19 protein-coding genes are annotated in these 23,167 nt (G+C 71.7%); 10 read left to right on the top strand and 9 right to left on the bottom strand.

The features are described from left to right. Nucleotides 1-175: 175 nt before the first annotated feature. Nucleotides 176-736: a TetR/AcrR family transcriptional regulator gene (locus tag DEJ13_RS07610; protein ID WP_111107414.1), complete on the top strand. Its 561-nt coding sequence runs from the start codon at nucleotides 176-178 to the stop codon at nucleotides 734-736. 6 nt (nucleotides 737-742) lie between these two features. Here DEJ13_RS07610 and DEJ13_RS07605 read toward each other — a convergent pair whose 3' ends face one another. Continuing rightward, the gene (locus tag DEJ13_RS07605; RefSeq protein WP_111107415.1) at nucleotides 743-1,582 is read right to left on the bottom strand and encodes an NAD-dependent epimerase/dehydratase family protein; all 840 of its coding nucleotides are present in this window, start codon (nucleotides 1,580-1,582) and stop codon (nucleotides 743-745) included. Between the two features lie 23 nt (nucleotides 1,583-1,605). Beyond that, the gene (locus DEJ13_RS07600; protein WP_111107416.1) at nucleotides 1,606-2,205 is read right to left on the bottom strand and encodes an LppP/LprE family lipoprotein; all 600 of its coding nucleotides are present in this window, start codon (nucleotides 2,203-2,205) and stop codon (nucleotides 1,606-1,608) included. Nucleotides 2,206-2,305: 100 nt separating this feature from the next. On the opposite strand from DEJ13_RS07600, the gene DEJ13_RS07595 reads away from it, so the two are divergent. Next, complete coding sequence (locus DEJ13_RS07595; RefSeq protein ID WP_111107417.1) at nucleotides 2,306-3,049, top strand: alpha/beta fold hydrolase; 744 nt, start codon at nucleotides 2,306-2,308, stop codon at nucleotides 3,047-3,049. A 28-nt stretch (nucleotides 3,050-3,077) separates the two neighbouring features. Here DEJ13_RS07595 and ppk2 read toward each other — a convergent pair whose 3' ends face one another. Further along, nucleotides 3,078-3,986 carry a polyphosphate kinase 2 gene (ppk2, locus tag DEJ13_RS07590; RefSeq protein ID WP_111107418.1) on the bottom strand — a complete coding sequence of 303 codons (909 nt, stop codon included), beginning with the start codon at nucleotides 3,984-3,986 and terminating at the stop codon, nucleotides 3,078-3,080. 131 nt (nucleotides 3,987-4,117) lie between these two features. Between ppk2 and DEJ13_RS07585 the strand changes: the two genes are divergently transcribed. After that, nucleotides 4,118-6,535, top strand: coding sequence for an excinuclease ABC subunit UvrA (locus DEJ13_RS07585; RefSeq protein ID WP_111107419.1), 2,418 nt, complete (start codon nucleotides 4,118-4,120; stop codon nucleotides 6,533-6,535). A gap of 10 nt (nucleotides 6,536-6,545) precedes the next feature. Here DEJ13_RS07585 and DEJ13_RS07580 read toward each other — a convergent pair whose 3' ends face one another. After that, nucleotides 6,546-7,844, bottom strand: a complete 1,299-nt coding sequence (locus tag DEJ13_RS07580; protein ID WP_111107420.1) for an LCP family protein — start codon at nucleotides 7,842-7,844, stop codon at nucleotides 6,546-6,548. Between the two features lie 179 nt (nucleotides 7,845-8,023). On the opposite strand from DEJ13_RS07580, the gene DEJ13_RS07575 reads away from it, so the two are divergent. After that, nucleotides 8,024-9,010, top strand: a complete 987-nt coding sequence (locus tag DEJ13_RS07575; protein ID WP_056125210.1) for an aldo/keto reductase — start codon at nucleotides 8,024-8,026, stop codon at nucleotides 9,008-9,010. Nucleotides 9,011-9,164: 154 nt separating this feature from the next. Here the strand turns inward: DEJ13_RS07575 and DEJ13_RS07570 are convergent, their stop codons facing one another. After that, nucleotides 9,165-10,523 (bottom strand): 6-phospho-beta-glucosidase, encoded by a 1,359-nt coding sequence (locus DEJ13_RS07570; RefSeq protein WP_111107421.1) that lies wholly within the window; start codon nucleotides 10,521-10,523, stop codon nucleotides 9,165-9,167. Next, complete coding sequence (locus tag DEJ13_RS07565; protein ID WP_056125214.1) at nucleotides 10,520-11,299, bottom strand: DeoR/GlpR family DNA-binding transcription regulator; 780 nt, start codon at nucleotides 11,297-11,299, stop codon at nucleotides 10,520-10,522. Before DEJ13_RS07565 ends, DEJ13_RS07570 begins: the two co-directional genes overlap by 4 nt. A gap of 198 nt (nucleotides 11,300-11,497) precedes the next feature. On the opposite strand from DEJ13_RS07565, the gene DEJ13_RS07560 reads away from it, so the two are divergent. From DEJ13_RS07560 to DEJ13_RS07540, 5 genes are all read left to right on the top strand, one after another. Then, on the top strand, nucleotides 11,498-12,436 hold the full coding sequence (locus tag DEJ13_RS07560; RefSeq protein ID WP_111107422.1) for a carbohydrate kinase family protein: 939 nt from the start codon (nucleotides 11,498-11,500) through the stop codon (nucleotides 12,434-12,436). Nucleotides 12,437-12,486: 50 nt separating this feature from the next. Then, complete coding sequence (locus tag DEJ13_RS07555) at nucleotides 12,487-13,845, top strand: extracellular solute-binding protein (RefSeq protein WP_056125218.1); 1,359 nt, start codon at nucleotides 12,487-12,489, stop codon at nucleotides 13,843-13,845. Nucleotides 13,846-13,857: 12 nt separating this feature from the next. Further along, nucleotides 13,858-14,814 carry a carbohydrate ABC transporter permease gene (locus tag DEJ13_RS07550; protein WP_082518123.1) on the top strand — a complete coding sequence of 319 codons (957 nt, stop codon included), beginning with the start codon at nucleotides 13,858-13,860 and terminating at the stop codon, nucleotides 14,812-14,814. Continuing rightward, a complete protein-coding gene (locus DEJ13_RS07545; protein WP_056125220.1) occupies nucleotides 14,811-15,635 on the top strand; it encodes a carbohydrate ABC transporter permease in 825 nt (274 codons plus the stop codon). The genes DEJ13_RS07550 and DEJ13_RS07545 overlap by 4 nt, the downstream gene beginning before the upstream one ends. Before the next feature lie 107 nt (nucleotides 15,636-15,742). Further along, the gene (locus DEJ13_RS07540) at nucleotides 15,743-16,708 is read left to right on the top strand and encodes a phosphotransferase (protein ID WP_111107423.1); all 966 of its coding nucleotides are present in this window, start codon (nucleotides 15,743-15,745) and stop codon (nucleotides 16,706-16,708) included. Between the two features lie 55 nt (nucleotides 16,709-16,763). Here the strand turns inward: DEJ13_RS07540 and DEJ13_RS07535 are convergent, their stop codons facing one another. The 3 genes from DEJ13_RS07535 to DEJ13_RS07525 all read right to left on the bottom strand — a co-directional run bounded on the left by DEJ13_RS07535 (nucleotide 16,764) and on the right by DEJ13_RS07525 (nucleotide 22,033). Beyond that, nucleotides 16,764-19,847, bottom strand: a complete 3,084-nt coding sequence (locus DEJ13_RS07535; protein ID WP_111107424.1) for an alpha-mannosidase — start codon at nucleotides 19,845-19,847, stop codon at nucleotides 16,764-16,766. A gap of 93 nt (nucleotides 19,848-19,940) precedes the next feature. Continuing rightward, nucleotides 19,941-21,281 (bottom strand): 6-phospho-beta-glucosidase, encoded by a 1,341-nt coding sequence (locus tag DEJ13_RS07530; protein ID WP_111107425.1) that lies wholly within the window; start codon nucleotides 21,279-21,281, stop codon nucleotides 19,941-19,943. After that, nucleotides 21,278-22,033 carry a DeoR/GlpR family DNA-binding transcription regulator gene (locus DEJ13_RS07525; RefSeq protein ID WP_056125804.1) on the bottom strand — a complete coding sequence of 252 codons (756 nt, stop codon included), beginning with the start codon at nucleotides 22,031-22,033 and terminating at the stop codon, nucleotides 21,278-21,280. Before DEJ13_RS07525 ends, DEJ13_RS07530 begins: the two co-directional genes overlap by 4 nt. A 116-nt stretch (nucleotides 22,034-22,149) precedes the next feature. Between DEJ13_RS07525 and DEJ13_RS07520 the strand changes: the two genes are divergently transcribed. Continuing rightward, nucleotides 22,150-23,154 (top strand): carbohydrate kinase family protein, encoded by a 1,005-nt coding sequence (locus tag DEJ13_RS07520; RefSeq protein WP_258374135.1) that lies wholly within the window; start codon nucleotides 22,150-22,152, stop codon nucleotides 23,152-23,154. Nucleotides 23,155-23,167: the final 13 nt, after the last annotated feature.

The following is a 23,167-nucleotide window of genomic DNA, read 5'->3' as shown; positions in this document are numbered from 1 at the left end:
CGTCCCGAGGTGCGGCCATCTGCGATTCTCCCCACGCTGACAACGAACGAAACGAAAAAAGCGACACAGAGCGAAACTGCTCACACGTAGGTCACGGCGATGAGTGCCGTCCCGGCGAGGACCACGGTGGTTTTCGAAAACGATCGTTTCACTTCTTGGAGTCTAGGGTGCTGCCATGGCCATGCGTGCAGGAACGGAGCAGAAGCTGCTCGACGCCGCCGAGGAGCTGTTCTTCGCACACGGCATCGCCGCGACGTCCGTCGACGCGGTGCTCGAACATGCCGGGGTCTCGTCGGCGACGCTCTACCGCGGGTACGCGAGCAAGGAGGCCCTGGTCGCGGCGACGTTGACGCGTCGCTACCGCGACTGGCAGGACACCTGGACCGCTGCGGTCGAACGCTGGACGGACCCCCTCGACCGGCTGCTGGCCGTCTTCGACGCGCTCGACGACTTCCGCGCCCGGTCGGCCGCGTCCCGGTGGTGTGCGTTCCTCGGGACCGCCTCGGAGTACGCGGACGCGCCCGCCGAGATCCGCGTGGTCCTGGACGCCGAGACGGACGGGCTCCGCACGCGGCTGTCCGCGCTCGCCGAGCCCCTGGTCGGCCCGGCTGCGGCCGTCGTCGGCGAACAACTCACGCTCGTGGTCTCGGGAGCGCTCGCGATGCGGCTGCGTGACCCCGGGCACGACACCGCCGTGGCGCGGTCGGTCGCGCGGCTGCTCGTCGCCGCGGCCTGATCAGCGTCAGGGGTGGCGCGTGCCGTCGCCGGCGATCACGGCGCGGTAGCCCTCGCGGTAGGTCGGGTACGAGAACGTGAACCCGGTCGACCGCAGCAGCGCGTTCGACAGGCGCTTGTCCGGGCCGGGGGTCGCCGTGTCGTCGACCGCGGGCACTTCCGTGCCGAGCTCGGCCGCGATGAACCGGGTGACGGTGTCGAGCCGGACGGGCTCGTCGTCGGTCCCGATCACCGTCGTCGGCGGGGACGGCAGCGACGCCAGGTGGACGAGTGCTGCCGCCGCGTCGTCCCGGTGGATGCGGTTCGTCATGCGCGACCGCTCCGGCGTCGGGGCCAGACGGGCAGCGCCGTCGCGGACCTGGTCGACCAGGCGCTCACGACCGGGGCCGTAGATGCCCGACAGGCGCACGAGCGTGGCGTCCGGGACACGGGCGCGCAGCAGCGCCTCGGCCTCGAGCAGGACGTCCGCCGTCGGTGTCCCCCCGGTGGCGGGCGTCGACTCGGTCACGTCACCCTCGCCGCCGTACACCGCGGTCGAGGACACGACCAGCAACCGCGGTGCGGCTGCGGACGACGCGATGCCGTCCAGCACGTTCCGGAGCCCGTCGACGTAGGTCGCGCGGTACGTCGCGACGTCGCGGCTGCCCGCCGCGAGTGCGACGACCACGACGTCGGTGTCGTCGTCGACGATCGGGACGTCCTGCCGGAGGTCGACGGCGCGGCCCTCGAGCGGGGCCGGGACCAGTTCCGCACGACGACGGAGGCCGACGACGCGGTGGCCGGCCGCGGAGAACCGGAGGCCGGTGGCGATGCCGAGGTCGCCGCAGCCGGCGATGATGACTGTCACCGCTCGACCCTAGCGAACGTGGCTCACGGCTCCGGCGGCACGTCGCCGGTCATCTGCACGCGCCCGGCGTCCCCGTCCCAGGTGTAGGTCGCATCGGTCGTCCCGCTCGGGTCCGCGTTCGCGTCCGACGCACGCGCGTAACGGTAGGTGACGGCGATGGCGTCGTCGGCGGTCCGACGCACGGTCGGCTGGAACGGGTACTGCTCCTTCGTGGCCGTGCCGAGGTACGTGCCCTCGTGGAACAGCAGGATGGCGTTCGGACTGCTCGCCGTCCCCTCGGCGACGGGGACGACGGACCAGGAGAGTGCCGCGCAGGCGTCGTAGCCGGAGGTGTCTGCCGCGGTCGCGTCCCAGCGGGCGCCGGACAGGCCCGCGGGTGCGGGCAGCGACGCCGTGGCCCGGGTGACCGCGGTGCCGGCGTCGTCCGGTCCGCACGTGGCGGACGGCGTCGGCGACGGTGCCGTGCCACCGCCCGCGGCCGGAGCGGTCGGGGTCGCCGTGGCCGTGGCCGTCGTCGTGACGGTCTCGGTCGGTCCGGGGGCGTCACCGCCCGAGCAGCCCGCGAGGGCCACGGCGACCGCGGCGGTGGACAGGAGGGTGAGGCCGATCCGGGTGGTGCGCATGCCCTCCACCCTGCCGGGCGCCGGGCGAGCGGTTCGGAGGGCACACCAAGGTCTGCCCCGGTCACCTGGCGCGTCGGCGACCGGGATGGGACGATCAGGCATGGCGACGGTGTGGACGTCCGACTCCGGCGGGGTGGGTCCCGCGGTCCTGGTGCTGCACCCCGGCGGGACGGACTCGCGGTCGATGGGGCCGCTGGTCGACGAGCTCACGGGGTACCGCGTCCTGCTGGTGGACCTGCCGGGACACGGCCGGTCCGCGGACGTCGCGGGGCCGTGGCACCTGGCGGACATGGCGTCGGTCGCGGCGCGGCTGGTGGAGGACGCGGGAGTCGGTCCCCTGCACGTGGTGGGGTGGAGCGACGGCGCCCTGGTCGGCCTGCACCTGGCGATGACCCGCCCGGAGCTGGTGCGCTCGCTGGTGTTCGGCGGCGCGCCGTTCGCGGTGGACTGCTGGCACGACGGGGTGCTCGACGACGCCGACCCGCCGGCGTTCATGGCGGACTCCTACGCCGAGGTCTCCCCGGACGGGCGGGAGCACTGGCCGGTCGTCGTGGCGAAGTCAGCGGCGATGCACGCCGTCGAGCCCGCCTGGACCACCGGGGACCTGGCGACCCTGGGGGTCCCGGTGCTGATCGTCTGCGGTGACGACGACGAGGTCCGCCTCGGGCACCTGGCCACGATGCTCGAGGCCGTGCCGGACGCCGAGCTCGCCGTGGTCCCGCGCGCGACACACGGGCTGATCGTCGAACAGCCCCGGCTGCTGGCCGAGCTCGTCCGCACGTTCCAGGCCCCCGGACGGTCCGACGGGATCGCGCCCCGGCGTCGAGCTGCCCGGGGTCGCTGATCCGTCCGCCGCGCGGGACGCCGCGTGGCTACTCCTCGAGCTGCAGGGCCTTGCCGCGCATCACGAGCAGCGGATCCGGGGCGACGGCGACGGACGTGTCCTTGTCCTCGTAGTCGAACTGCGCCAGGAAGTAGCGCATGGCGTTGACGCGGGCCCGCTTCTTGTCGTTCGAGCGGACGATGGTCCACGGGGCGTAGCGCTTGTCCGTGCGCTGGAATATCGCCTCCTTGGCAGCGGTGTAGTCGTCCCAGACGCTCAGCGACGCGACGTCCATCGGCGACAGCTTCCACCGTCGCACCGGGTCGAGCTGCCGGATCGCGAACCGGGTGCGCTGCTCCTTGCGCGTGACCGAGAACCAGAACTTCGTGACGTGGATGCCGGAGTCCACGAGCATGCGTTCGAACGACGGCGCCTGGTTCATGAAGGTCTCGTACTCGTCGTCCGAGCAGAACCCCATGACCCGCTCGACGCCGGCACGGTTGTACCAGGAGCGGTCGAACATGACGATCTCGCCGGCGCTGGGCAGGTGCTCCACGTAGCGCTGGAAGTACCACTGGCCCCGCTCGCGGTCGTTCGGCTTCGACAGCGCGACGACCCGGGACGTCCGGGGGTTGAGGTGCTCCGTGAAGCGCTTGATCGTGCCGCCCTTGCCCGCGGCGTCACGGCCCTCGAAGAGGATGATCGCGCGACGGCCCTCGTCCTCGAGCCAGTACTGCAGCTTGAGCAGCTCGACCTGCAGCCGGTACTTCTCGTACTCGTACTCGTCGCGGTCCATCCGCTCGTCGTACGGGTAGTCCTCTCGCCAGGTGTGGATCGGGTTGCCCTGCGGGTCGATCAGCTCCGGGTCGGCGGTGTGCGCGCTCTCGACCGTGAACCCCCGCGTCCGGAGGTCCTCGATGTACTCGCGCAGGTCCCCGACCGGTGTGGCGTCCAGCATCGCGTCTCCGTTCCCCGCGCGGATCCGACCCGCGCGCTCTGCTCCCAGTGTGGCCATCGCGGGTGAACAGCAGCCCACCATGACGTGGACGCACGCGCTGACGCTCAGCTGCTCGGCCTAGTGTCGACAGGATGCCCTCCCCCTCGACCATGCCCGACCTCGGCCGCGACGGGTTCATCCGGGTCCGTGGTGCCCGTGAGAACAACCTGCGGGACGTCGACGTGGACGTGCCGCGCGACTGCATCGTCGCCTTCACCGGCGTCTCCGGTTCGGGCAAGTCCTCGTTGGCGTTCGGCACCGTGTTCGCCGAGGCGCAGCGACGGTTCCTCGAGTCGGTCGCCCCCTACGCCCGACGGCTCATCGCGCAGGGGTCGACCCCGCACGTCGACTCGATCACCGGACTGCCCCCGGCCGTGGCGCTGCAGCAGCGGCGCGGTGCGCCGAGCTCCCGGTCGACCGTCGGCACCCTGACGACGCTGTCGAACTCGATGCGCATGCTGTTCTCCCGCGCCGGCACCTACCCCGCGGGGGCGAACCGGCTGGAGTCGGACTCCTTCTCGCCGAACACCGTGGCCGGGGCGTGCCCCCGCTGTCACGGCCTCGGCACCGCGCACGAGGTGACCGAGCGGTCGGCCGTGCACGACGACTCCCTCAGCATCCGTGACGGCGCGATCACCGCGTGGCCGGGCGCCTGGCAGGGCAAGAACCTGCGCGACGTGACCGCTGGGCTCGGCTACGACATCGAGCGACCGTGGCGCGAGCTCTCCCGAGCCGATCGGGACTGGCTGCTCTTCACCGAGGAGCAGCCCGTCGTCGAGGTCCACCCCAAGCGCGACCGGGTCGCGAAGCCGTACCGGGGCCGGTTCTGGAGCGCCCGACAGTTCATCCTGCACACCCTCGCCGACAGCCAGAGCGAGACGCAGCGAACGAAGGCCCTGCGCTTCGTCGAGTCCGGTCCGTGCGGGCTCTGCGGCGGGACCGGGCTGACCCGCGCTGCCCTCGCGGTGACCGTCGGCGGGCACACGATCGCCGCGCTGAACGGGATGCCGCTGACGGCCCTCGCCGACGCGCTCGGTCCGATCGCCACGATCACCGACGCGACCGCAGCGACGTCGCGCGCGTCGTCGGGCGAGCACACCGAGGTCGCCGTCGCGATCTCCCGCGACCTGCTCACCCGGGTCGAGGTGCTGACCGGCCTCGGGCTCGGGTACCTGTCGCTCGACCGCGCGACCCCGACGCTCTCCCCCGGCGAGACCCAGCGCCTGCGCATCGCGACGCAGCTGCGCTCCGGACTGTTCGGCGTCGTGTACGTGCTCGACGAGCCGAGCGCCGGCCTGCACCCCGCCGACGCCGAGTCCCTGGTCGAGGTGCTCGAGGACCTGCGCGCCGGCGGGAACAGCGTGTTCGTGGTGGAACACGACATGGGCATCGTGCGCCGCGCCGACTGGGTCGTCGACGTCGGACCCGGTGCGGGCAGCGGCGGCGGCACCGTACTGTACAGCGGCCCGGTCGACGGGCTCGCCGAGGTCGAGGCGTCGGTCACCCGGCGCTTCCTGCGGCCACGGGTCGACGACACCGCACCCCGGAGCCCGCGCGTGCCGGTGGACACGCTGCAGCTCCGTGACGTCACGCAGCACAACCTGCGCGGGCTCGACGTCGACCTGCCCCTCGGTGTCCTGACCGCCGTGACCGGCGTGAGCGGATCCGGCAAGTCCTCGCTCGTCGGTGGTGTGCTCCCCCGGACCGCCCTGGACCACCCGCTGGTCGACCGCGTCGTCCAGGTCGACCAGAAGCCGATCGGTCGCACACCCCGGTCGAACCTGGCCACCTACACCGGGCTGTTCGACGCGGTGCGGTCGACGTTCGCCGCGACGGACGACGCCCGCGCCCGCGGATGGACCGCCGGACGGTTCTCCTTCAACGTCGCGGGTGGACGGTGCGAGGTCTGCCAGGGCGAGGGCTCGGTGTCCGTCGAGCTGCTGTTCCTGCCCGGCAGCTGGGCACCCTGCCCGGAGTGCCACGGTTCGCGCTACACGGCCGAGACCCTCGAGGTCCGCTGGCACGACGCGACGATCGCCGACGTGCTCGCGATGACGGTGGACGACGCGGCGCCGTTCCTGGCGTCCGTGCCGGCGGCGTCCCGCGCGCTCGAGACGCTGCGGCAGGTGGGTCTGGGGTACCTGCGACTCGGGCAGCCGGCGCCGGAGCTGTCCGGCGGCGAGGCGCAGCGCATCAAGCTCGCGACCGAGCTCCAGCGCGCGCGGACCGGGCACACGCTGTACCTGCTCGACGAACCGACGACGGGACTGCACCCCGCCGACGTCGAACTGCTGACCGAACAGCTCGCACGGCTCACCGACGCGGGCAACACGGTCGTGATCGTCGAGCACGCGATGGACGTCGTCGCGACCGCGGACCACGTCATCGACATGGGGCCGGGCGGCGGCGAGGACGGCGGGCAGGTCGTGGCCACCGGGACCCCGGACGAGGTCGCCGGGTCGACGACGAGCCGGACCGCCCCCTACCTGCGCGCGCAGCTCGGTCGCTGACCGGGGACCCTCACTTCTTGGCGGCGCACGTCACCGTGTCCGCCCGCTGCCCGGACACGTTGTCGGGGAGCGCCGCGGTCGCCGGAGGAGTCGCCGGCTCGGACGTCGTCCCGGTCGACGCTGCCGGAGCATCGGGGGTCGGCGCACCGTCGGTGCCGGAGGGCGAGGACGGGGCGGCGGACGCGGACGGGTCGCGCACGGCGGAACGGCCGAGGCTGTCCGCCCCGAGCACGACCGGTTCGTTCGCCTGCAGCGCCCGGTTGAGCGTCGCGGCAGCGTCCGGCGACTCCAGCACCCGGCCCGGGGCGTCCGGGTCGTCGTACACGGGGTACTGCACGAAGACCATGTTGGACAGCCCGACGGTGTTCACCGCGAGGGCGATCCGCGCCAGGGTCGCCGGGTCCGACAGCGTGTCGGACAGCACCATGTTCGAGAAGGCCGTGTTCGCCAGGCGGAGCACCTTGGCCGGGTTCGTCAGGGTCCCGGCGGACACCGTCTGGCGTGCGAGCGCCGCCATGAACGTCTGCTGGTTGCTGATCCGCCCGAGGTCGCTCCGGTCGCCCACGCCGTGTCGGGATCGCAGGAACGCCGCGGCCTCGGCGCCGGTGAGCTTCTGGTTGCCCGGCTGCAGGTCGAGCGCGGGCGTGACGTCGTCGTCGCGGATCGGTGTCGCCAGGCACACCTCGACACCGCCGACCGCGGTGGCCATCGCCACGACGCCGTCGAAGGTGACCTTGCCGGCGTAGTCGATCTGCAGTCCCGTGAGCCCGGCGATGGTGCTCGCCACGCAGGCCAGCCCGTGCTGTTCGCCGCCCCGGGACAGCGCGGTGTTGAGCATCGCCGCGGACGTCGCCGGGGTCGTCGAGCCCTCGTCGTTGGTGCAGGCGGGGATGGGGACGATCAGGTCACGGGGGAAGCTGACGACGGCCATGTTCGTGTGGTCGGCCGAGATGTGCACGAGGATGTTGGTGTCGTTGTTGCCGACACCGCTGCTCGCCTTGCGGTTCGCGGCGTCGTCGAAGCCCGCGCCCTGGCCGTCGCGGGTGTCGGTCGCCACGAGCAGCATGTTCACCTCGCCCGACTGGGCGGTGAGCGCGGGAGCGGGCTTGGCGGACTTGCCACCGGGCATCGCCAGCGACACCGACGGACGGGCGTGCTGCACCACCTGCCAGGTCGCGATCGCCGCCACGGAGCCGGTGCTCACCAGGACCACAGCGGCCGCGGCCGCCACCACCGCGACCGCGAAGCCGAACGGGCCGCGTCGCCGCAGCCTGCCGTGTCGGACCGCCGTCACCTGGTCGTCGTCCATGCTCCCCCTCGTCGTCGGGGTGCGCTGCACCCGTCCGCCAACCCTGCCGCACGCCGGCTCGGAGGACGCCGCACCCCACCGGCGCACAGGGGTGTTCCACGGGTACACCTGTGCGGACGCTCCGGATCCGTACGGTGGATCTGACACACGACCGCACCACCACGACGACGGGAGCACCCATGCACACCAGGACACTCGGACAGGGCCTCGAGGTGTCGGCGATCGGCCTCGGCGCGATGGGCATGTCACAGAGCTACGGCCCGAACCCCGGCGACCGCTCGGCGATGATCGACGTGCTCCGGTACGCCGTCGAGTCCGGGGTCACCTTCATCGACACCGCCGAGGTGTACGGCCCGCACGACAACGAGGAGCTGGTCGGCGAGGCGATCGCCCCGGTCCGCGACCGGGTGGTGCTGGCGACCAAGTTCGGCTTCGACATCGTCGACGGGCGCTCGGTCGGCGTCGACTCGCGACCGCAGCACATCCGGCAGGCGGCCGAGGGGTCGCTCCGGCGTCTCGGCGTCGAGAAGATCGACCTGCTGTACCAGCACCGGGTCGACCCGGACGTCCCGATCGAGGACGTCGCCGGCACGGTCGGTGAGCTCGTCGCCGAGGGCAAGGTCGGGCACTTCGGGCTCTCCGAGGCGGCTGCGTCGACCATCCGCCGCGCGCACGCCGTGCACCCGGTCACCGCCGTGCAGAGCGAGTACTCGCTGTGGACGCGCGATCCCGAGCCCGAGGTCCTGCCCGCCTGCGCCGAGCTCGGCATCGGGTTCGTCCCCTTCAGCCCGCTCGGCAAGGGGTTCCTGACCGGCACGATCACGCCCGGTGCGTCGTTCGGCGAGGGCGAGATCCGCGGGAAGGTCCCCCGGTTCCAGGCCGAGAACCTCGCCGCGAACCAGGCCCTCATCGACGCCGTCCGTGAGCTCGCGGCCGCACGGGACGCCTCGCCGGGACAGATCGCACTCGCGTGGCTGCTGGCACAGCACCCGTTCATCGCGCCGATCCCCGGGACGCGCCGGACCGAGCGCATCGACGAGAACGCCGGTGCCACGGCCGTCGCGCTGTCGGCTGACGACGTCGCGTCGCTCGACGGGCTCGCCGAGCGCGTCGGTGTGGCCGGCGACCGCTACGACGCGGCCGGCATGGCGGCCGTCAACCGCTGATGCACAGACTGGAGGCCCGGTGCCAGCTGGCACCGGGCCTCCCGTCCGCCGTGTGGTCGTACATGGACCGTCGAATCGCGCGTTGGCAGGCGGATGTTCCACCCGACCACGCGCGAACCGACCTCCCGTCCCCCGCGTGACGGGAAGGAACGCGCTACTTCGTCAGGACCGCCGCCACCTCGGGGATGCGGTCGACGTACCCGCGCACCAGGTCACGGGCAACACTGACGCTGTCGACCAGCGGGTGCAGCGCGAACGCCTTGAGTGCCTCGTCCTTCGACCCGGTCAGGGCGGCCGCGATCGTGTGGCGCTCGACGGCCTTCACCTGGCTCATCAGCCCGATCTGGTGCAGGTCCGGCTGGTCCGTGGTCATCGGGTGCACGCCGTTCGCGTCGACCATCGTCGGGACCTCGACGACCGCGTCGCGCGGGAGCCCGGCGATCGTGCCGTTGTTCCGGACGTTCAGGATCATCGTCTGGCGCTCGTTGCGGCTGATCGCGGCCATCACCCCGAGGGCGACCCCGGCGTAGCCCTGGTGGGACGGGTCGGTCTCGCGCTCCTTCGGGTCGAGGGGCTCGTCCTGCGTGCCGCCCTTCGCCTCGGCCATGTACGAGGCGCTGCGCCGTTCGACGGTCTCGCGCCAGAACTCGGCCACGCCGTCACCCGCGGCACTCGCGCGCTCGTAGAAGGCGGACTGGCTCTCGGCGAGGAAGTCGCCGCGGGTCTTGCCGGAGCCGACGATCGTGCGGACCGCGTCACGGTTGAAGTAGTAGTAGTACAGGTACTCGTTCGGGATCGAGCCGAGCGAGCGGATCCAGTCGAGGCCGAACACGTGCCCCTCTTCCATCGCCCCGAGACGCTCGTCGTCCGCCATGAGCTCAGGCAGGACGTCGCGGCCGTCGTACATCACGCGGCGCATCCAGCCCAGGTGGTTGAGACCGACGTAGTCCATCTGCACGCGGGTGTGGTCGAGCCCGAGCATCCCCGCCACACGACGGCCGAGGCCGGACGGCGTGTCGCAGATGCCGAGGACGCGGTCACCGAGGACGGTCTGCATCGCCTCGGTGATGATGCCGGCGGGGTTGGTGAAGTTCATCACGTAGGCGTTCGGGGCGAGGTCACGGATGACCTTCGCCGCCTCGACCATGACCGGCACGGTGCGGATGGCGTACGCGAGGCCGCCGGGGCCGGTGGTCTCCTGCCCGAGGACGTTCAGGTCGAGCGCGACGTGCTCGTCGCAGCGTCGGCCCTCGAGTCCGCCGACGCGCAGGGCGGCGAAGACGTAGTCGCTGCCCTCGACCGCGCGGTGCAGGTCGGTCGTGGGCTTGAGGACCGGCGCGTCCGGGAATTCGGCGGCGAGCTCGGTGAGGATCGCGACCATCGCGTGCAGCCGGACCTCGTCGACGTCGTACAGCGCGACCTCGTCGACGCGTGGCGACCCGTTGTCGCGGAGCAGTGCCTGGTACACGTACGGCGTGCGGAACCCGCCGCCTCCGAGGATGCAGAGCTTCATGTGGTGATGACCTCTCCGCCGGCGTTCCGGCTGTGTGCGAGTGTTTCGTCAGGAGCGCCGGTCGTGGTGATGACCACGTCGACGTCGGTGAGGGAGCAGAGCCGCAGGGCGCCGCTGCCGGGGAACTTGGCTTCGGACGCCAGCAGGACGACCCGCTCGGCAGCGGTGATCATCGACTGCTTGATCGGGGCCTCGACCGCCATGTTGTCCACGACGTGCCCGTTCGCGCGGACACCCGTGCACGACAGGAAGAGCAGGTCGGCGCTGACGTGTTCGAGCGCCGCCTCGGCCAGGGAGCCGACGAGCGTGCGGTAGTTGCGCCGGACGACTCCGCCGAGCAGCACGAGCCGGACTGCCTCGTCGTCCCGCAGGACGTCGAACACCGCCAGGTTCGTCGTGATGACGGTGATGTCACGGCCCCGCAGCAGCTCGGCGATCTGCGGGGTGGTCGTGCCGATGTCGAGGATGACCACCTGGCCGTCCTGCACCATCGCAGCGGCAGCCACCGCCATCCGACGCTTCAGGTCGAGGTCGCCGGCAGCTTCGAACGGGGTCTCGATCGGCTCGGGGCCGTCGCCGTCCTGTGCGGTCTGCCGGGGAGCGACCACGGCGCCACCCCAGGTGCGGACAAGCTCGCCGTTGCGGTCGAGCATCTCGAGGTCGCGGCGGATCGTCGCCGGGCTCACGGACAGCGCGTCGGCGAGTTCCTGGACCGAGGCGGCCCCGCCGACCCGCAGCGCCGTGATGATGCGGTTCTGCCGCTCACGCAGGATCATGGCGTCACTGTATCCGAACTCGCGCAACCTCACGCAAGATCGCGCAACCGAATCGTGATCTGGAGCAGACTTAACAAATCTGGTGCAATCGAGTAACGTCCTCGCAACACCAAGCACGCAGGCTTGAGCATCACCAGCGGTCCCGTCCCGGAATGCGCATCCCTGCGCAGGGACGATCCGCAACGATGAGGAGAAGCCGTGACCGCACTGCTGTTCGCCGGCGACGTGTTCTGCGACCTGGTCTTCGCCGGCGTCACGGCGCCGGAGCAGGGCGCGGAGGTCTACGCGGACGCGTTCACGGTCACACCCGGCGGGGTGGCGAACCGTGCCGTGGCCGCCGCCCGGGCCGGTGCACCGACCAAGCTGCTCAGCCGGCTCGGCGACGACGTGCTCGGCCAGCACGTGTACGCGACGCTCACCGCTGAACCGCTGCTCGACACCAGCCTGCTGACCGTCGTGCCAGGCCACCAGAGCTCGGTGTCGGTCGCGCTGACGGGTCCCGAGGACCGCAGCTTCATCACGTACGAGGAACACCTGGACGCCCTCACCGTGCCCGAGGACCTCGGACCGGTCGCCGCCACCCACGTCGGCATCGCGGCGCCCCTGCCCGCATGGGTCGCCGAGCTCCGCGCGACGGGCACCACGGTCGTCGGCGGGGTCGGGTGGGACCACACCGGTGCGTGGTCGGGCGGCGTGCTCGACCGGCTCGCCGAGGTGGACGTCTTCGTGCCGAACCACGTCGAGGCGATGCGGTACACGCGCACCGACACGGCACTCGACGCCGCGAAGGCCCTCGCCGAGCGGGTGCCCCTCGCCGTCGTCACCTGCGGCGGAGACGGTGTCGTCGCGGTGGACTCGGCGAACGGCACCGTCGTCACCGCGCCGACGGTCCGCGTGGACGTGGTCGACCCCACCGGCGCCGGCGACGTGTTCGTGGCGTCGTTCATGGCCGGGGCCCACCACGGCTGGGACCTCCCGACCCGGCTGCGCTTCGCCGCGGCGAGCGCCGCCTACGCCGTCACCGGACTCGGGGGTGCCGCGAGCGCGCCGCACCCCGAGCAGCTCCGGGCCTTCCTGCGCCGCACGGCCGCCCCCGGCGACTGGTCGTTCCTCGACGCGGTCGCCCCCAGCCACTGACTCCTCCCGCACTCCCCCAACCCGAAGCCCACTCGAAGGACTGGACCACCATGAAGCACTCCAGCAAGGCGACGATGGTCATCGGCGTCGCCGCAGCCCTGGCACTCGGCCTGACCGCGTGCACGCCGGGCGGATCGGCAGCCCCGGCCGCGTCGCAGAGCCTCGGCCCCGTGTCGAAGGACGTCGGGTCCGGCAAGACGACCCTGACGGTCTGGGACCAGAACACCGACACCGGCATCAACGACGCGCAGCAGGAGCTCAACGACGCGTTCGAGAAGGCGCACCCGAACATCACCATCAAGCGGGTCTCGCGCTCGTTCGCCGACCTGAAGACGACGCTGAAGCTCGCGCTGTCGGGTGACAACCCGCCGGACGTCGTGCAGGCGAACCAGGGGTACCCGGACATGGGTGCCTTCGTGAAGGCGGGCTTCCTGCGCCCCGTGAACGACTACTCCAAGCTGTACGGCTGGGACGACTACTACCCGTCGAGCCTGCTGAAGCTCAACTCGTTCTCGAGCGACGGCAGCACCTGGCAGGGCGACGACCTGTACGGCGTCTCGCAGACCGGCGAGCTCGTGGGTCTGTACTACAACAAGGAGGTCCTGCAGCAGGCCGGCATCGACAGCCCGCCGACGACGGTCGCCGAACTGACCGCGGACATGGCGAAGGTCAAGTCCGCCGGGTCGCTGCCCCTGAGCTACGGCGACGTCGAGAAGAGCCCGGGCATCCACCTGTACGGGCTGGTCCTCTCCGCCCTGGCCGGACACGACGCCGTCAACGACCTGGTCGCGGGCAAGTCCGGCAGCTGGACCGGCGACGACGAGGTCAAGGCCGCCAGCACCATCACCGACTGGGTCGACAAGGGCTACGTCACCGAGGGTGCGAACGGCGTCTCACGTGACGACGCCGTGAGCACGTTCGGCAAGGGCGGCTCGGCCTTCCTCATCACGGGGACCTGGTACCAGGCCACCCTCGAAGCCGCCGCCAGCGCGAAGGACATCGGCTTCACCGCCCTGACCCCGCCCAGCGCATCGAAGCCGGTGACGATGGGCGGTGAGGGCCTGGCGTGGGCCATCACCTCCAAGACCAAGAACGCGAACGCTGCTGCGGCCTACGTCGACTTCGTGACGAACGCGAAGGCCGCCGAGACGCTCGTCGACAAGGGCAACCTGCCGACCGTGGTGCCGGACGACGACACCCCCGCCGAGGGGACGATCGCCGGGGACATCACCAGCAACTACAAGGCGATCTCGTCGTCGAACAGCATCACCCCGTACCTGGACTACGCGACGCCGACGTTCTACGACACCATCACGGCGGCGATGCAGGACCTGGTCGCGGGCAAGGCGACCCCGGAGCAGTACACGAAGACGCTCCAGGACGACTACTCCGGTTTCGTGAAGAAGTAGCGGGGCGACCACGTGACCCAGTTCACCGGGACCACGGCGGGTGCTGCCGAGCGCAGCACCCGCCGCGGGCGGGCCCGCCCGACGACCGGCGGTGTCCGGAAGCGGCGGCGGAGCCTCGTCGCCTACCTCTACATCCTGCCGGCGTTCGTCGTGTTCGCCGTGTTCCTCGGGGTGCCCTTCCTGCAGAGCATCCAGTACTCGTTCTACGACTGGGACGGGCTGTCCGCCGCGACCTGGGCGGGGTTCGCGAACTACGCCGGCGTGGTCACGGACCCGCAGCTCCGCGCGGCCTTCGGGCACGCGCTCGTGCTCATGGTGTTCTACGCCGCCGTGCCGGTGGTCGTGGCACTGTTCCTGACGTCGATCATCTCGCGGGCGAACGGACTGCGCGGGATGTCGTTCTTCCGCACGGTGCTGTTCCTCCCCCAGGTGATCGCGTCCGTCGTCGTCGCGACGATCTGGGTGTCGATCTACTCGGCGGACGGCCTGCTCAACGACGCACTCCGACTGGTCGGGCTCGGCCAGCTCGCGCAGGTCTGGCTCGGCGGGTACGACACGGCGCTGCCCGCGATCGGGTTCGTCGGCACCTGGCTGAACGTCGGGCTCTGCCTGGTCCTGTTCCTGTCCGGCGTCGGCAACATCCACCCGAGCCTGTTCGAGGCGGCACGCATCGACGGCGCCGGAGCGGCGCGCGAGTTCTTCTCGATCACGCTGCCGTCCCTGCGCGGACAGATCGCCGCAGCGCTCACACTCACCGTGGTGTCCGCGCTCAAGTCCTTCGACCTGGTCTACGTCACGACGAGCGGCGGTCCGGGGAACTCGACGTCGGTCCCCGCGTTCGAGGCGTACAACCGGGCGTTCCAGACCGGGCAGGTCGGGTCCGCCGCGGCCGTCGCGGTGTCGCTCACCGTCGTCATCCTGATCGTCACGGCGCTGATCAGCCGCATCCAGCCGAAGGACGTCGCATGAGGATCTCGGTCCGCGAGAAGACCGTCAACTACGTCATCCTGACGCTGTTCGCGCTGTTCGCGATCATCCCGCTGATCGGGGTGCTGCTGTCGTCGGTCACCCCGTCGGCGCAGAACTCGGGTGGCTTCAGCGTGCCGTCCACCATCGACCTCGGGAACTTCGGCGCCGCCTGGAACCAGGGGCACTTCGCGTCGTACATGCTGTCGAGCGTGCTGGTGACGGTGTCGGTCGTCGTGCTCACCACCGTCCTCGCCGTCTTCGCGGGGTTCGCCTTCGCACGGCTCGACTTCTTCGGGTCGAACGTGATCTTCTTCGTGATGCTCGCCGGCCTGATGCTGCCGGCCGAGGCGTTCATCATCCCGCTCTACTTCAACCTGCGCTCGGTCGGCCTGACCGACACCTACACGAGCCTGATCCTGCCGCAGACCGCGCAGTCCCTGGCGTTCGGCATCTTCTGGATGCGCAGCCAGTTCCGCGCCTTCCCCGGCGAGGTGATCGAGGCCGCGCGGCTCGACGGCGCCCGCGACGTCAAGTTGCTGTGGCAGGTGATCGTGCCCGCGGCCGTCGCGCCGATCATGACGATGGCGCTGCTGATCACGATGTGGACGTGGAACGAGTTCTTGCTCCCCCTGGTCCTCATCACCAGTGAGGACCACCGCACCGCGCCCCTCGGCCTGGCCTTCTTCAAGGGCGCGCACCTGACCGACTACTCGTTGCTCTCCGCTGCGGGGGTGATCGTCGCGCTGCCGATCGTGGTCCTGTACTTCTTCCTGCAGAAGCGGTTCATCTCGGGGATGCTCGGCGGCTTCGCCGACCGCTGACCCGGCCACCCCTGATCCGTGGCCGGGATCGGATTGGAGGCTCGTGGCGGGCCCGCCACGAGCCTCCAATCCGCCGGGGACCCAGGAACGTGCGCCAGTCTGCGCGCATGGGGATCACGATGCTGTGGGAGACGGCCGACGCGGCCGAGGTGCTGCGCGACCGGTTCGGGTTCGCGTCCGAGGACGAGGCAGCCGGGTGGGCGGTCCGGGCCGCAAGCGAGCACTGGGGCATCGCAGCTTCGGCGTGCACGCGGATCGTCATGAGCGACCGGAACGCCCTGGCATGGCTCGCCACGGACACCGGTCAGGTCCTGCTCAAGTGGTGCATCGAGCCCTCACGCTTCCCGCGGCTGGCGGTCGCCGCCGACGTCGTCGCGTGGCTCGGTGACCGGGGGCTGCCGGTGTCGGCACCCGTGCCGGCCCGAGACGGGTCGGTGCAGGTCGAGGTCGACGGCGTGTCGGCCGGGCTGCAGCGGGTGATCGGCGGCGAGCTCCTCGACGTCGATGACCCCGATGCGGTGCGGTCGACGGGTCGGTTGATCGCGCGGGTGCACGACGCACTGGCCGCCTGCCCGCGCCACGACGACGTCGCCGCCGTCCGGCCGGCGCCCCTGCCGCTCGTCGACCAGGTGACGGGATGGCTCGACGGTGCCCCGTCGCACCTGCCGCCCGCGGCGCTCGACCTGCTGCGCGCTCGGCTCGCTTCGGTGCCGAGCGAGCCGTTGCCGGTACAGGTCGTGCACGGTGACGTCCGCTCGGCCAACGTCCTGTGCGCCGACGGCGAGGTCGTCGGCCTGATCGACTTCGAGGACCTCCGGCTCGACCACCGCGTCGTCGAGCTCGCTCGCGGGGCCGTCCTGCTCGGCACGCGCTTCCACGACTGGGGGCCGGTCGACGCCGAGGTCCGCGCGGCGTTCCGCCGGGCGTACGAGTCGGTCAGCCCGCTGTCGTCGGCCGAGGCCGCGTGGTGGGACGTCCTGGTGCTGTGGACGTCCCTGGCGTTCGTGCCACCCGGCGACGACCCGACGGGCTGGGGCGCTGCAGCGGCCGAGCAGGTCCGGCGGCTCGGCTGACGCGTCGCGAGCACGGTGCGCACGTGCGCACCGTGCTCCCCCGCACCGTGCTCAGTCAGGCGCGCGGCCGCACCCGCAGCGTGACCACCTGGAACGGCCGGAGCCCGAGCGACACGGTGCCGCCCGTCCAGTCGAAGTGCCGCGCCGTCAGCGCCGGGTCGGACAGGGGCCGTTCGCGTAGGTCGACCTGCTCGACCGACGCCGCGTCGACCCGCAGGTCCAGCTCGGTGTCGGTCCGTGCGCCGAGCGCCTCGTACAGCCGGACGACGACGTCGCCGGACCGGTCGTCGGCGAGCTTGACCGACTCGACGCGGACGCCCGACGACGAGGACACCACCGGAGCGGTCAGGTCCGCGCCCGCCGCCACCGCACGCAACGGCAGGTTCTGGTCGTAGCCACTCGCCACGGTGGCGGCAATGTCGGCGCCCGGGTGGACGGCGTAGGCGAAGGTGTGGTGTCCCAGGTCCTGCTGGGGGTCGGGTGACTGCGCGCCGCGGACCAGGCTCAGCCGGACCTCGGTCTCGACCTCGCCGGAGTCACCCACCCGGCGCGTGATGTCGTGCCCGTAGGTGCCGGCGTTCGTCACACCGATGCCGTAGCCCGGTTCCTCGACGTGCACCCACCGGTGCGCCATCACCTCGAAGCGGGCGTCGTCCCACGAGGTGTTCGTGTGGGTCGGGCGGCGCAGGTGGCCGAACTGGATCTCGGCGCTGTGGTGCTGCGCGTGCACGACGAACGGCAACGAGGCCTTGAGCAGCTTCTCGCGCTCCTGCCACTCGAGGTCGACGCCGAGGTGCACGCGCACGTCGTCGGCGTGCAGTGTGACGGTCTGCACGAGTTCGGACGAGCCGAACGTGCGGTGCACGCGCACGACCGCGCGCAGGTCACCGTCCGTGTCCAGTTCGATGCGGTCCGTGGCGCGGAGTTCGACGACGGAGCGGCGGTAGTGCGCATCGATGTCCCACGCGTCCCACGCGTTCGGCAGGTCCTCGTGCAGGTGCAGCAGGTTCGCGGAACGGCCCGCGGGCACGAGTTCGCGGCCGGCGGTCAGGTCGCGGATCGAGTCGAGCAGCCCCTCGGCGTCGACGTGGACGCGCACGAGCCCGTTGTCGAGCACGATGCCGTCCTCGTCCTGCATGGCCGTGACCGGGTGCACCGGCGACACCGCGCGCACGGGCACGACCGCGTGACCGGGGACCTCGACGACGCCGACGGCCCGACCGTCAGCGTCGACGAGGAGCTCCCGGCGGGCGTGGTCGGCCGGGTTCGCGACCGCGCCGACCGCGCCCGCGGCGGACCCCAGCGCCGCGAGGGCGTCGAGGGCGAGCTGCTCGATCTCGGCGTGGGTGCGGCGGTAGGTCCCCTCGTTCTCCTCGTGCACCCACTGGATCGAGGACCCGGGCAGGATGTCGTGGAACTGCTGCAGCAGGGTCGCCTGCCAGAGCTGGTCGAACGTGTCGTACGGGTAGTCGGCGCCGTGCAGTGCCGCCGCGGTCCACCACAGCTCGGCCTCGCGCAGCAGGTGCTCGGCCCGGCGGTTGCCGCGCTTCTCGCGAGCGTGCGACGTGAAGGTGCCGCGGTGCAGTTCGAGGTACAGCTCGCCGACCCAGACCGGCGCGTCGGGGTACTCCGCACGCGCTCGGGCGAAGAAGTCGTCCGGGTGCTCGATCTCGACGCGCGGCGAGCCCTCGAGGGACTCCACCCGGCGCTGGCGCTCCATCATCTCGCGGATCGGGCCACCGCCGCCGTCGCCGTACCCGAAGGGCACCAGGGAGGTGGTCGCGGCACCCTTCTCGCGGAACTGCCGCACGGCGTGGTGCAGCTCTTCGCCCTCGAGCGTCGCGTTGTAGGTGTCGATCGGCGGGAAGTGCGTGAAGATCCGCGAGCCGTCGATTCCCTCCCACCAGAAGGTGTGGTGCGGGAAGGTGTTCGTCTGGTTCCACGACAGCTTCTGCGTCAGGAACCAGTCGAGCCCGGCGAGTTTGGCGATCTGCGGGAACGCCGCCGTGTAGCCGAACGAGTCGGGCAGCCAGATCCCGTGGGTCTCGACGTCGAGCTCGTCCGCGAAGAACCGCAGCCCCTGCGTGACCTGCCGGACCATGGCCTCGCCGCCGGGCAGGTTGCCGTCCGGCTCGATCCACTGCGACCCGACGACGATCCACTGGCCGCGCGCGATGGCGGCCTTGATCCCGGCGAAGACCGACGGGTACCGCTCCTTGACCCAGGCGTACTGCTGGGCGCTCGACGCGGCGAACTTCAGGTCCGGGTACTGCTCGGCCAGGGAGAGCACGTTCGAGAACGTCCGGCCGGTCTTGCGCTTGGTCTCACGGATCGGCCAGAGCCAGGCGCTGTCGATGTGCGCGTGCCCGATGCCGCTCAGGCGGTGGGCGGAGCGGTTGGCCGGGCTGGCGAGGGCACCGGCGAGCTCGGCGCGTGCGGCGCCTGCGGTGCCGACGATGTCGTCGAGTGCCAGCACGTCCATCGCGCGTTCCAGGTCGCGCAGCACCTCGTCGCGGCGGGGGTCGGTCTCGGGTAGCTCCCGCACCATCTGGAACAGCACCTCGACGTCGAACCGCAGCGCCCAGACCTCGGGCTCGAACACGGCGAGCTCCGCGGTGCGGAAGGTGTAGATCGGCGTCTCGGGCGCGGTCTTCTTCGAGCCGTACCGCGTCGGGACGAACTCGTTGACCAGGATGTCAGGGTTGGCCGCGGCCTCGAGGAAGTAGTGCACCTGCTCGCCGCCCTCCGCCTGGTCCGCGATGCGCAGGTAGTGGTTGCGCGGGTGGATGCCCTTGACCGGCGTGCCGTCCGGCGTGTGCAGCAGCCCCTCGGCCTGGTTGCCGGGCCAGTCCCCCTGGAACCCGGGGTCGACGAGCAGCTCGACGGTCCGGCCGGCCCACTCGGGCGGCACCGTGCCGGTGACCTCGAACCACCAGGTCGACCACGCCCGACCCCACGGCTCACCGACCGCGAAGGGACGGTACTCGGCGCCCAGGGCCTCGTCCGCGGGCACCGGTTCGTCGGGCACCTGCCACGCACGCAGTGCGACGGGCGTGCGGGCCTGGTGGACGGCGGGGACGATCCGTTCGTTCAGGACGCGCTCGATGCGCTCCTCGACGAGCTTCTGGTTCTGGTGCATGGCGGGGCTTTCGGGACGGGCCGTGTGGGCGGGGCCAGGGTGGGCAGGGCTGCTGGGACGAGCACGGTCGGTGGGTCGACCGGGAGTCGCGGGTCAGCTCAGGTAGGACAGGTGCGGAAACGACGTGGTCGCGTCCTCGAGCAGCGCCCGGGCGACCCGGACGGAGTCCACGAGCGGGTGGTGGGCGAGTGCGCGCAGCGCGGCGGAACGGGAGCCGTGGAGCGCTGCCTCGATCGTCTGGCGCTCGACGTACTTGACCGCGGTGACGGTGCCGAGCCCGAAGTCGGGCACGCGGGCTCCGGCGATCGGGTGCGCGCCGGATGCGTCGACGGTGCACGGGACCTCGACCACGGCGTCGTCGTCGAGTCCGGCGAGCGTGCCCCGGTTCGGCACGTTGAGGATGAGCCGGGCAGGCTGGTCGTACGCGATGCCCCGCATGAGCGAGAGCGCGACGTCCTCGTAGCCGCCGGAGGTCATGTCCTCGAGGTCGCGCTCCCCCATGCCGACCGAATCGCGGTTGGTCGCCATGTAGGTCGACTCACGCTCGTGGCGGCTCTCCTGCCAGGTGTGGAACGGCTGGGGGCTCTGCGCGGCGTCCGCCCAGAACCGGTCCTGCTGTTCGACCAGGTAGCGCGCGCGGGTGTGCGGCGCGTACTGGTCGGCCTGCAGCACGTCCCGGCGGTAGGCGTAGTAGTGCAGGTACTCGTTCGGCAGCGCCCCGAGCGCCTGCACCCACTCGGCGCCGAACAGGCGGCCCTCTTCGAAGGACTCGATCCGCCCCGGGTCGGCGAGCACCTCGGGCAGCCGGTCAACCCCGTCGACGCGCAGGGCGGTCAGCCAGCCCAGGTGGTTCAGACCCGCGTACTCGAGCTCGACGTCGGGGCCGTGCTGGATGCCGAGCGTGCCCAGCGCACGACGGGCCAGGCCGATCGGCGAGTCGCAGATGCCGATCACACGGTCACCCAGCACGGTCGACATGGCCTCGGTGACGACGCCGGCGGGGTTGGTGAAGTTGATCACCCAGGCGTCCGGAGCAAGACGGCGGATCGTCCGAGCCAGCTCCATGACGATCGGCAGCGTGCGGAGCGCGTACGAGATCCCGCCGAAGCCGACGGTCTCCTGCCCGATCACGCCGTGGGACTGGCCGATCCGCTCGTCGGTCGCCCGGCCCTCCATCCCCGCGACCCGGATCGCCGAGAACACGAAGTCGGCACCGGGGAGCGCCGCCTCGACGTCGGTGTGCACGGAGACGACGGGGGCGTCGGCGACCCCGTCGGCCTGGTCGGCGAGGATCCGGGCCATCGTGCGCAGGCGGTCGGCGTCGACGTCGACGAGGGCGACCTCGGTGACCCGCCCGGGGGCGTGGTCGCGGAGCAGGGCGGAGTACACCAGCGGCGTGCGGAACCCGCCACCGCCGATCATGACGAGCTTCACGGGACGAGAACCTCCACGCCGTGCGCGGCGAACGCGGCGGCGACCGGGACCGGCGGTTCGGCGTCGGTGACGACCCGCACGATCGATGACGGCAGGTCGATGCGCGCGGCCCCGGTGCCCGGGAACTTGCTGCTGTCGGCGAGGACGGTGACCTCGTCGCACGCGGTGGCGATCGCCTGCTTGATGGGGACCTGCGCGATCGTGGTGTCGCGCAGGTCGCCGCTCGCCGAGATCCCGCTGACGCCCAGGAAGGCGTGGTCGGCGCGGATGAGTCGGAGCGAGTCGGTGGTCAGGGGTCCCGAGACGCAGTGGTACACGGGGTCGTAGTCGCCCGGCAGCAGCACGAGGTGCACGGCGGCGTCGTCCTTGAGCGCCTCGAACACCGCCATGTTCGCGGTGATGACGGTGACGGGGCGCCCGCGCAGCAGCATCGCGAGCTGCAGGACGGTCGTACCGATGTCGAGCACCACGGTGTGGCCGTCCTCGATCAGGTCGGCGGCGGCCCGGGCGATGCGGACCTTCTCGTCGCGGTGCACGGTCTCGACCTCGGGGAACGGGGCGTCGCCCTCGTGGCCGTCGGCGAGGACCGCGCCGCCGCGGGTGCGCCGCAGCAGGCCGGCATCGTCGAGCCGCTGCAGGTCGCGGCGGATCGTCGCGACGCTGGACCCGGTCGCCTCGGCCAGGTCGGTCACCGACGCGGCGCGGGCGGCCCGCAGTCGATCGAGGATGGCGAGATCGCGGATGTCCTTCATGGTCACCAGCATAGCGATCAAAATCGATCAACTTGCAATGATCTTCAACCAAAATCCTGCGCGATCGGGATCGATCTGTGTTACAACTTCCTCAGCGCCGACCGATGGAGACCGCGATGGACGACCGACTGCACCTCAGCACCGATGCCGACGTGCTCGTTGCCGGCATGCTGTTCTTCGACGCGGTGTTCGCCGACCTGCACGGCGCACCCGTCCTGGGCGAGGAGCACTGGACCCGGCACTTCGCCTGGACGCCCGGCGGCATCGCCAACTTCGCGATCGCCGCGGCCCGCCTCGGTGCGTCCACCGACGCCTGTGCGGCCGTCGGGGACGACGCCCTGAGCGACCTGTGCCGGTCGTCGCTGGCGGCCGAGGGCATCGGCACCGACCTGCTCCGTACGGTGCCGGGCTGGAGCGTCCCGGTCAGCGCCTGCCTCGGGTACGACGGCGACCGCGCGATCGTCACCGGTGGGACCGAGTCCCCCGTCGCCCTCGACGACCTGCTGCCGGCACGGGGCGGGCGCGTCGCCGCACTCCACGTCGACGCGACCACCGCCGACTGGGTCCGCGCCAGCGGTGATCGGGGTCTGCGTGTCTTCGCCGACGTCGGCTGGGACGCGTCCGGCGCCTGGGACCCCGCACTCCTCGACGCGATCGACGGCGCGTACGCGTTCACCCCGAACGACCGCGAGGCGATGGCCTACACCCGCACCGACGACCCGGTCCGAGCCGCACGAGCGCTGGCCGAGCGTGTCCCGCTCAGTGTCGTGACCATGGGCGGCGACGGCGTCGTCGCGGTCGACGCGAGCACCGGCGACGAGGTCGTCGCGGCGCCCGTCCGGGTCCGCGCGGTCGACGCGACCGGCGCCGGTGACGTCTTCTGCGCCGCGCTCGCCGTGGCCTCGCTCACCGACCTGCCGCTGCGCGAGCGGGTCGACTTCGCCGCGCTCGTCGCCGCGATCACCGTCTCCCGGCCCGGAGGCGCGTCCACCGCCCCCCGCGCCGGTGACCTGGCCCCGTGGCTGGCCGCCAACCCGGCCGCCGCGGATCCGGACCGGTTCGGGTTCCTCGCCACGAGCCTCCTGTCCGTCACGCCCGCCACCGCGGGCCGGACCACCTGACCCACCACCTCCC

The organism is Curtobacterium sp. MCLR17_007, assembly GCF_003234655.2.
Classification (GTDB): Bacteria; Actinomycetota; Actinomycetes; order Actinomycetales; family Microbacteriaceae; genus Curtobacterium.
Note: the sequence above shows the minus strand (reverse complement) of the source record. Positions and strands in the feature narration are given on the sequence as shown.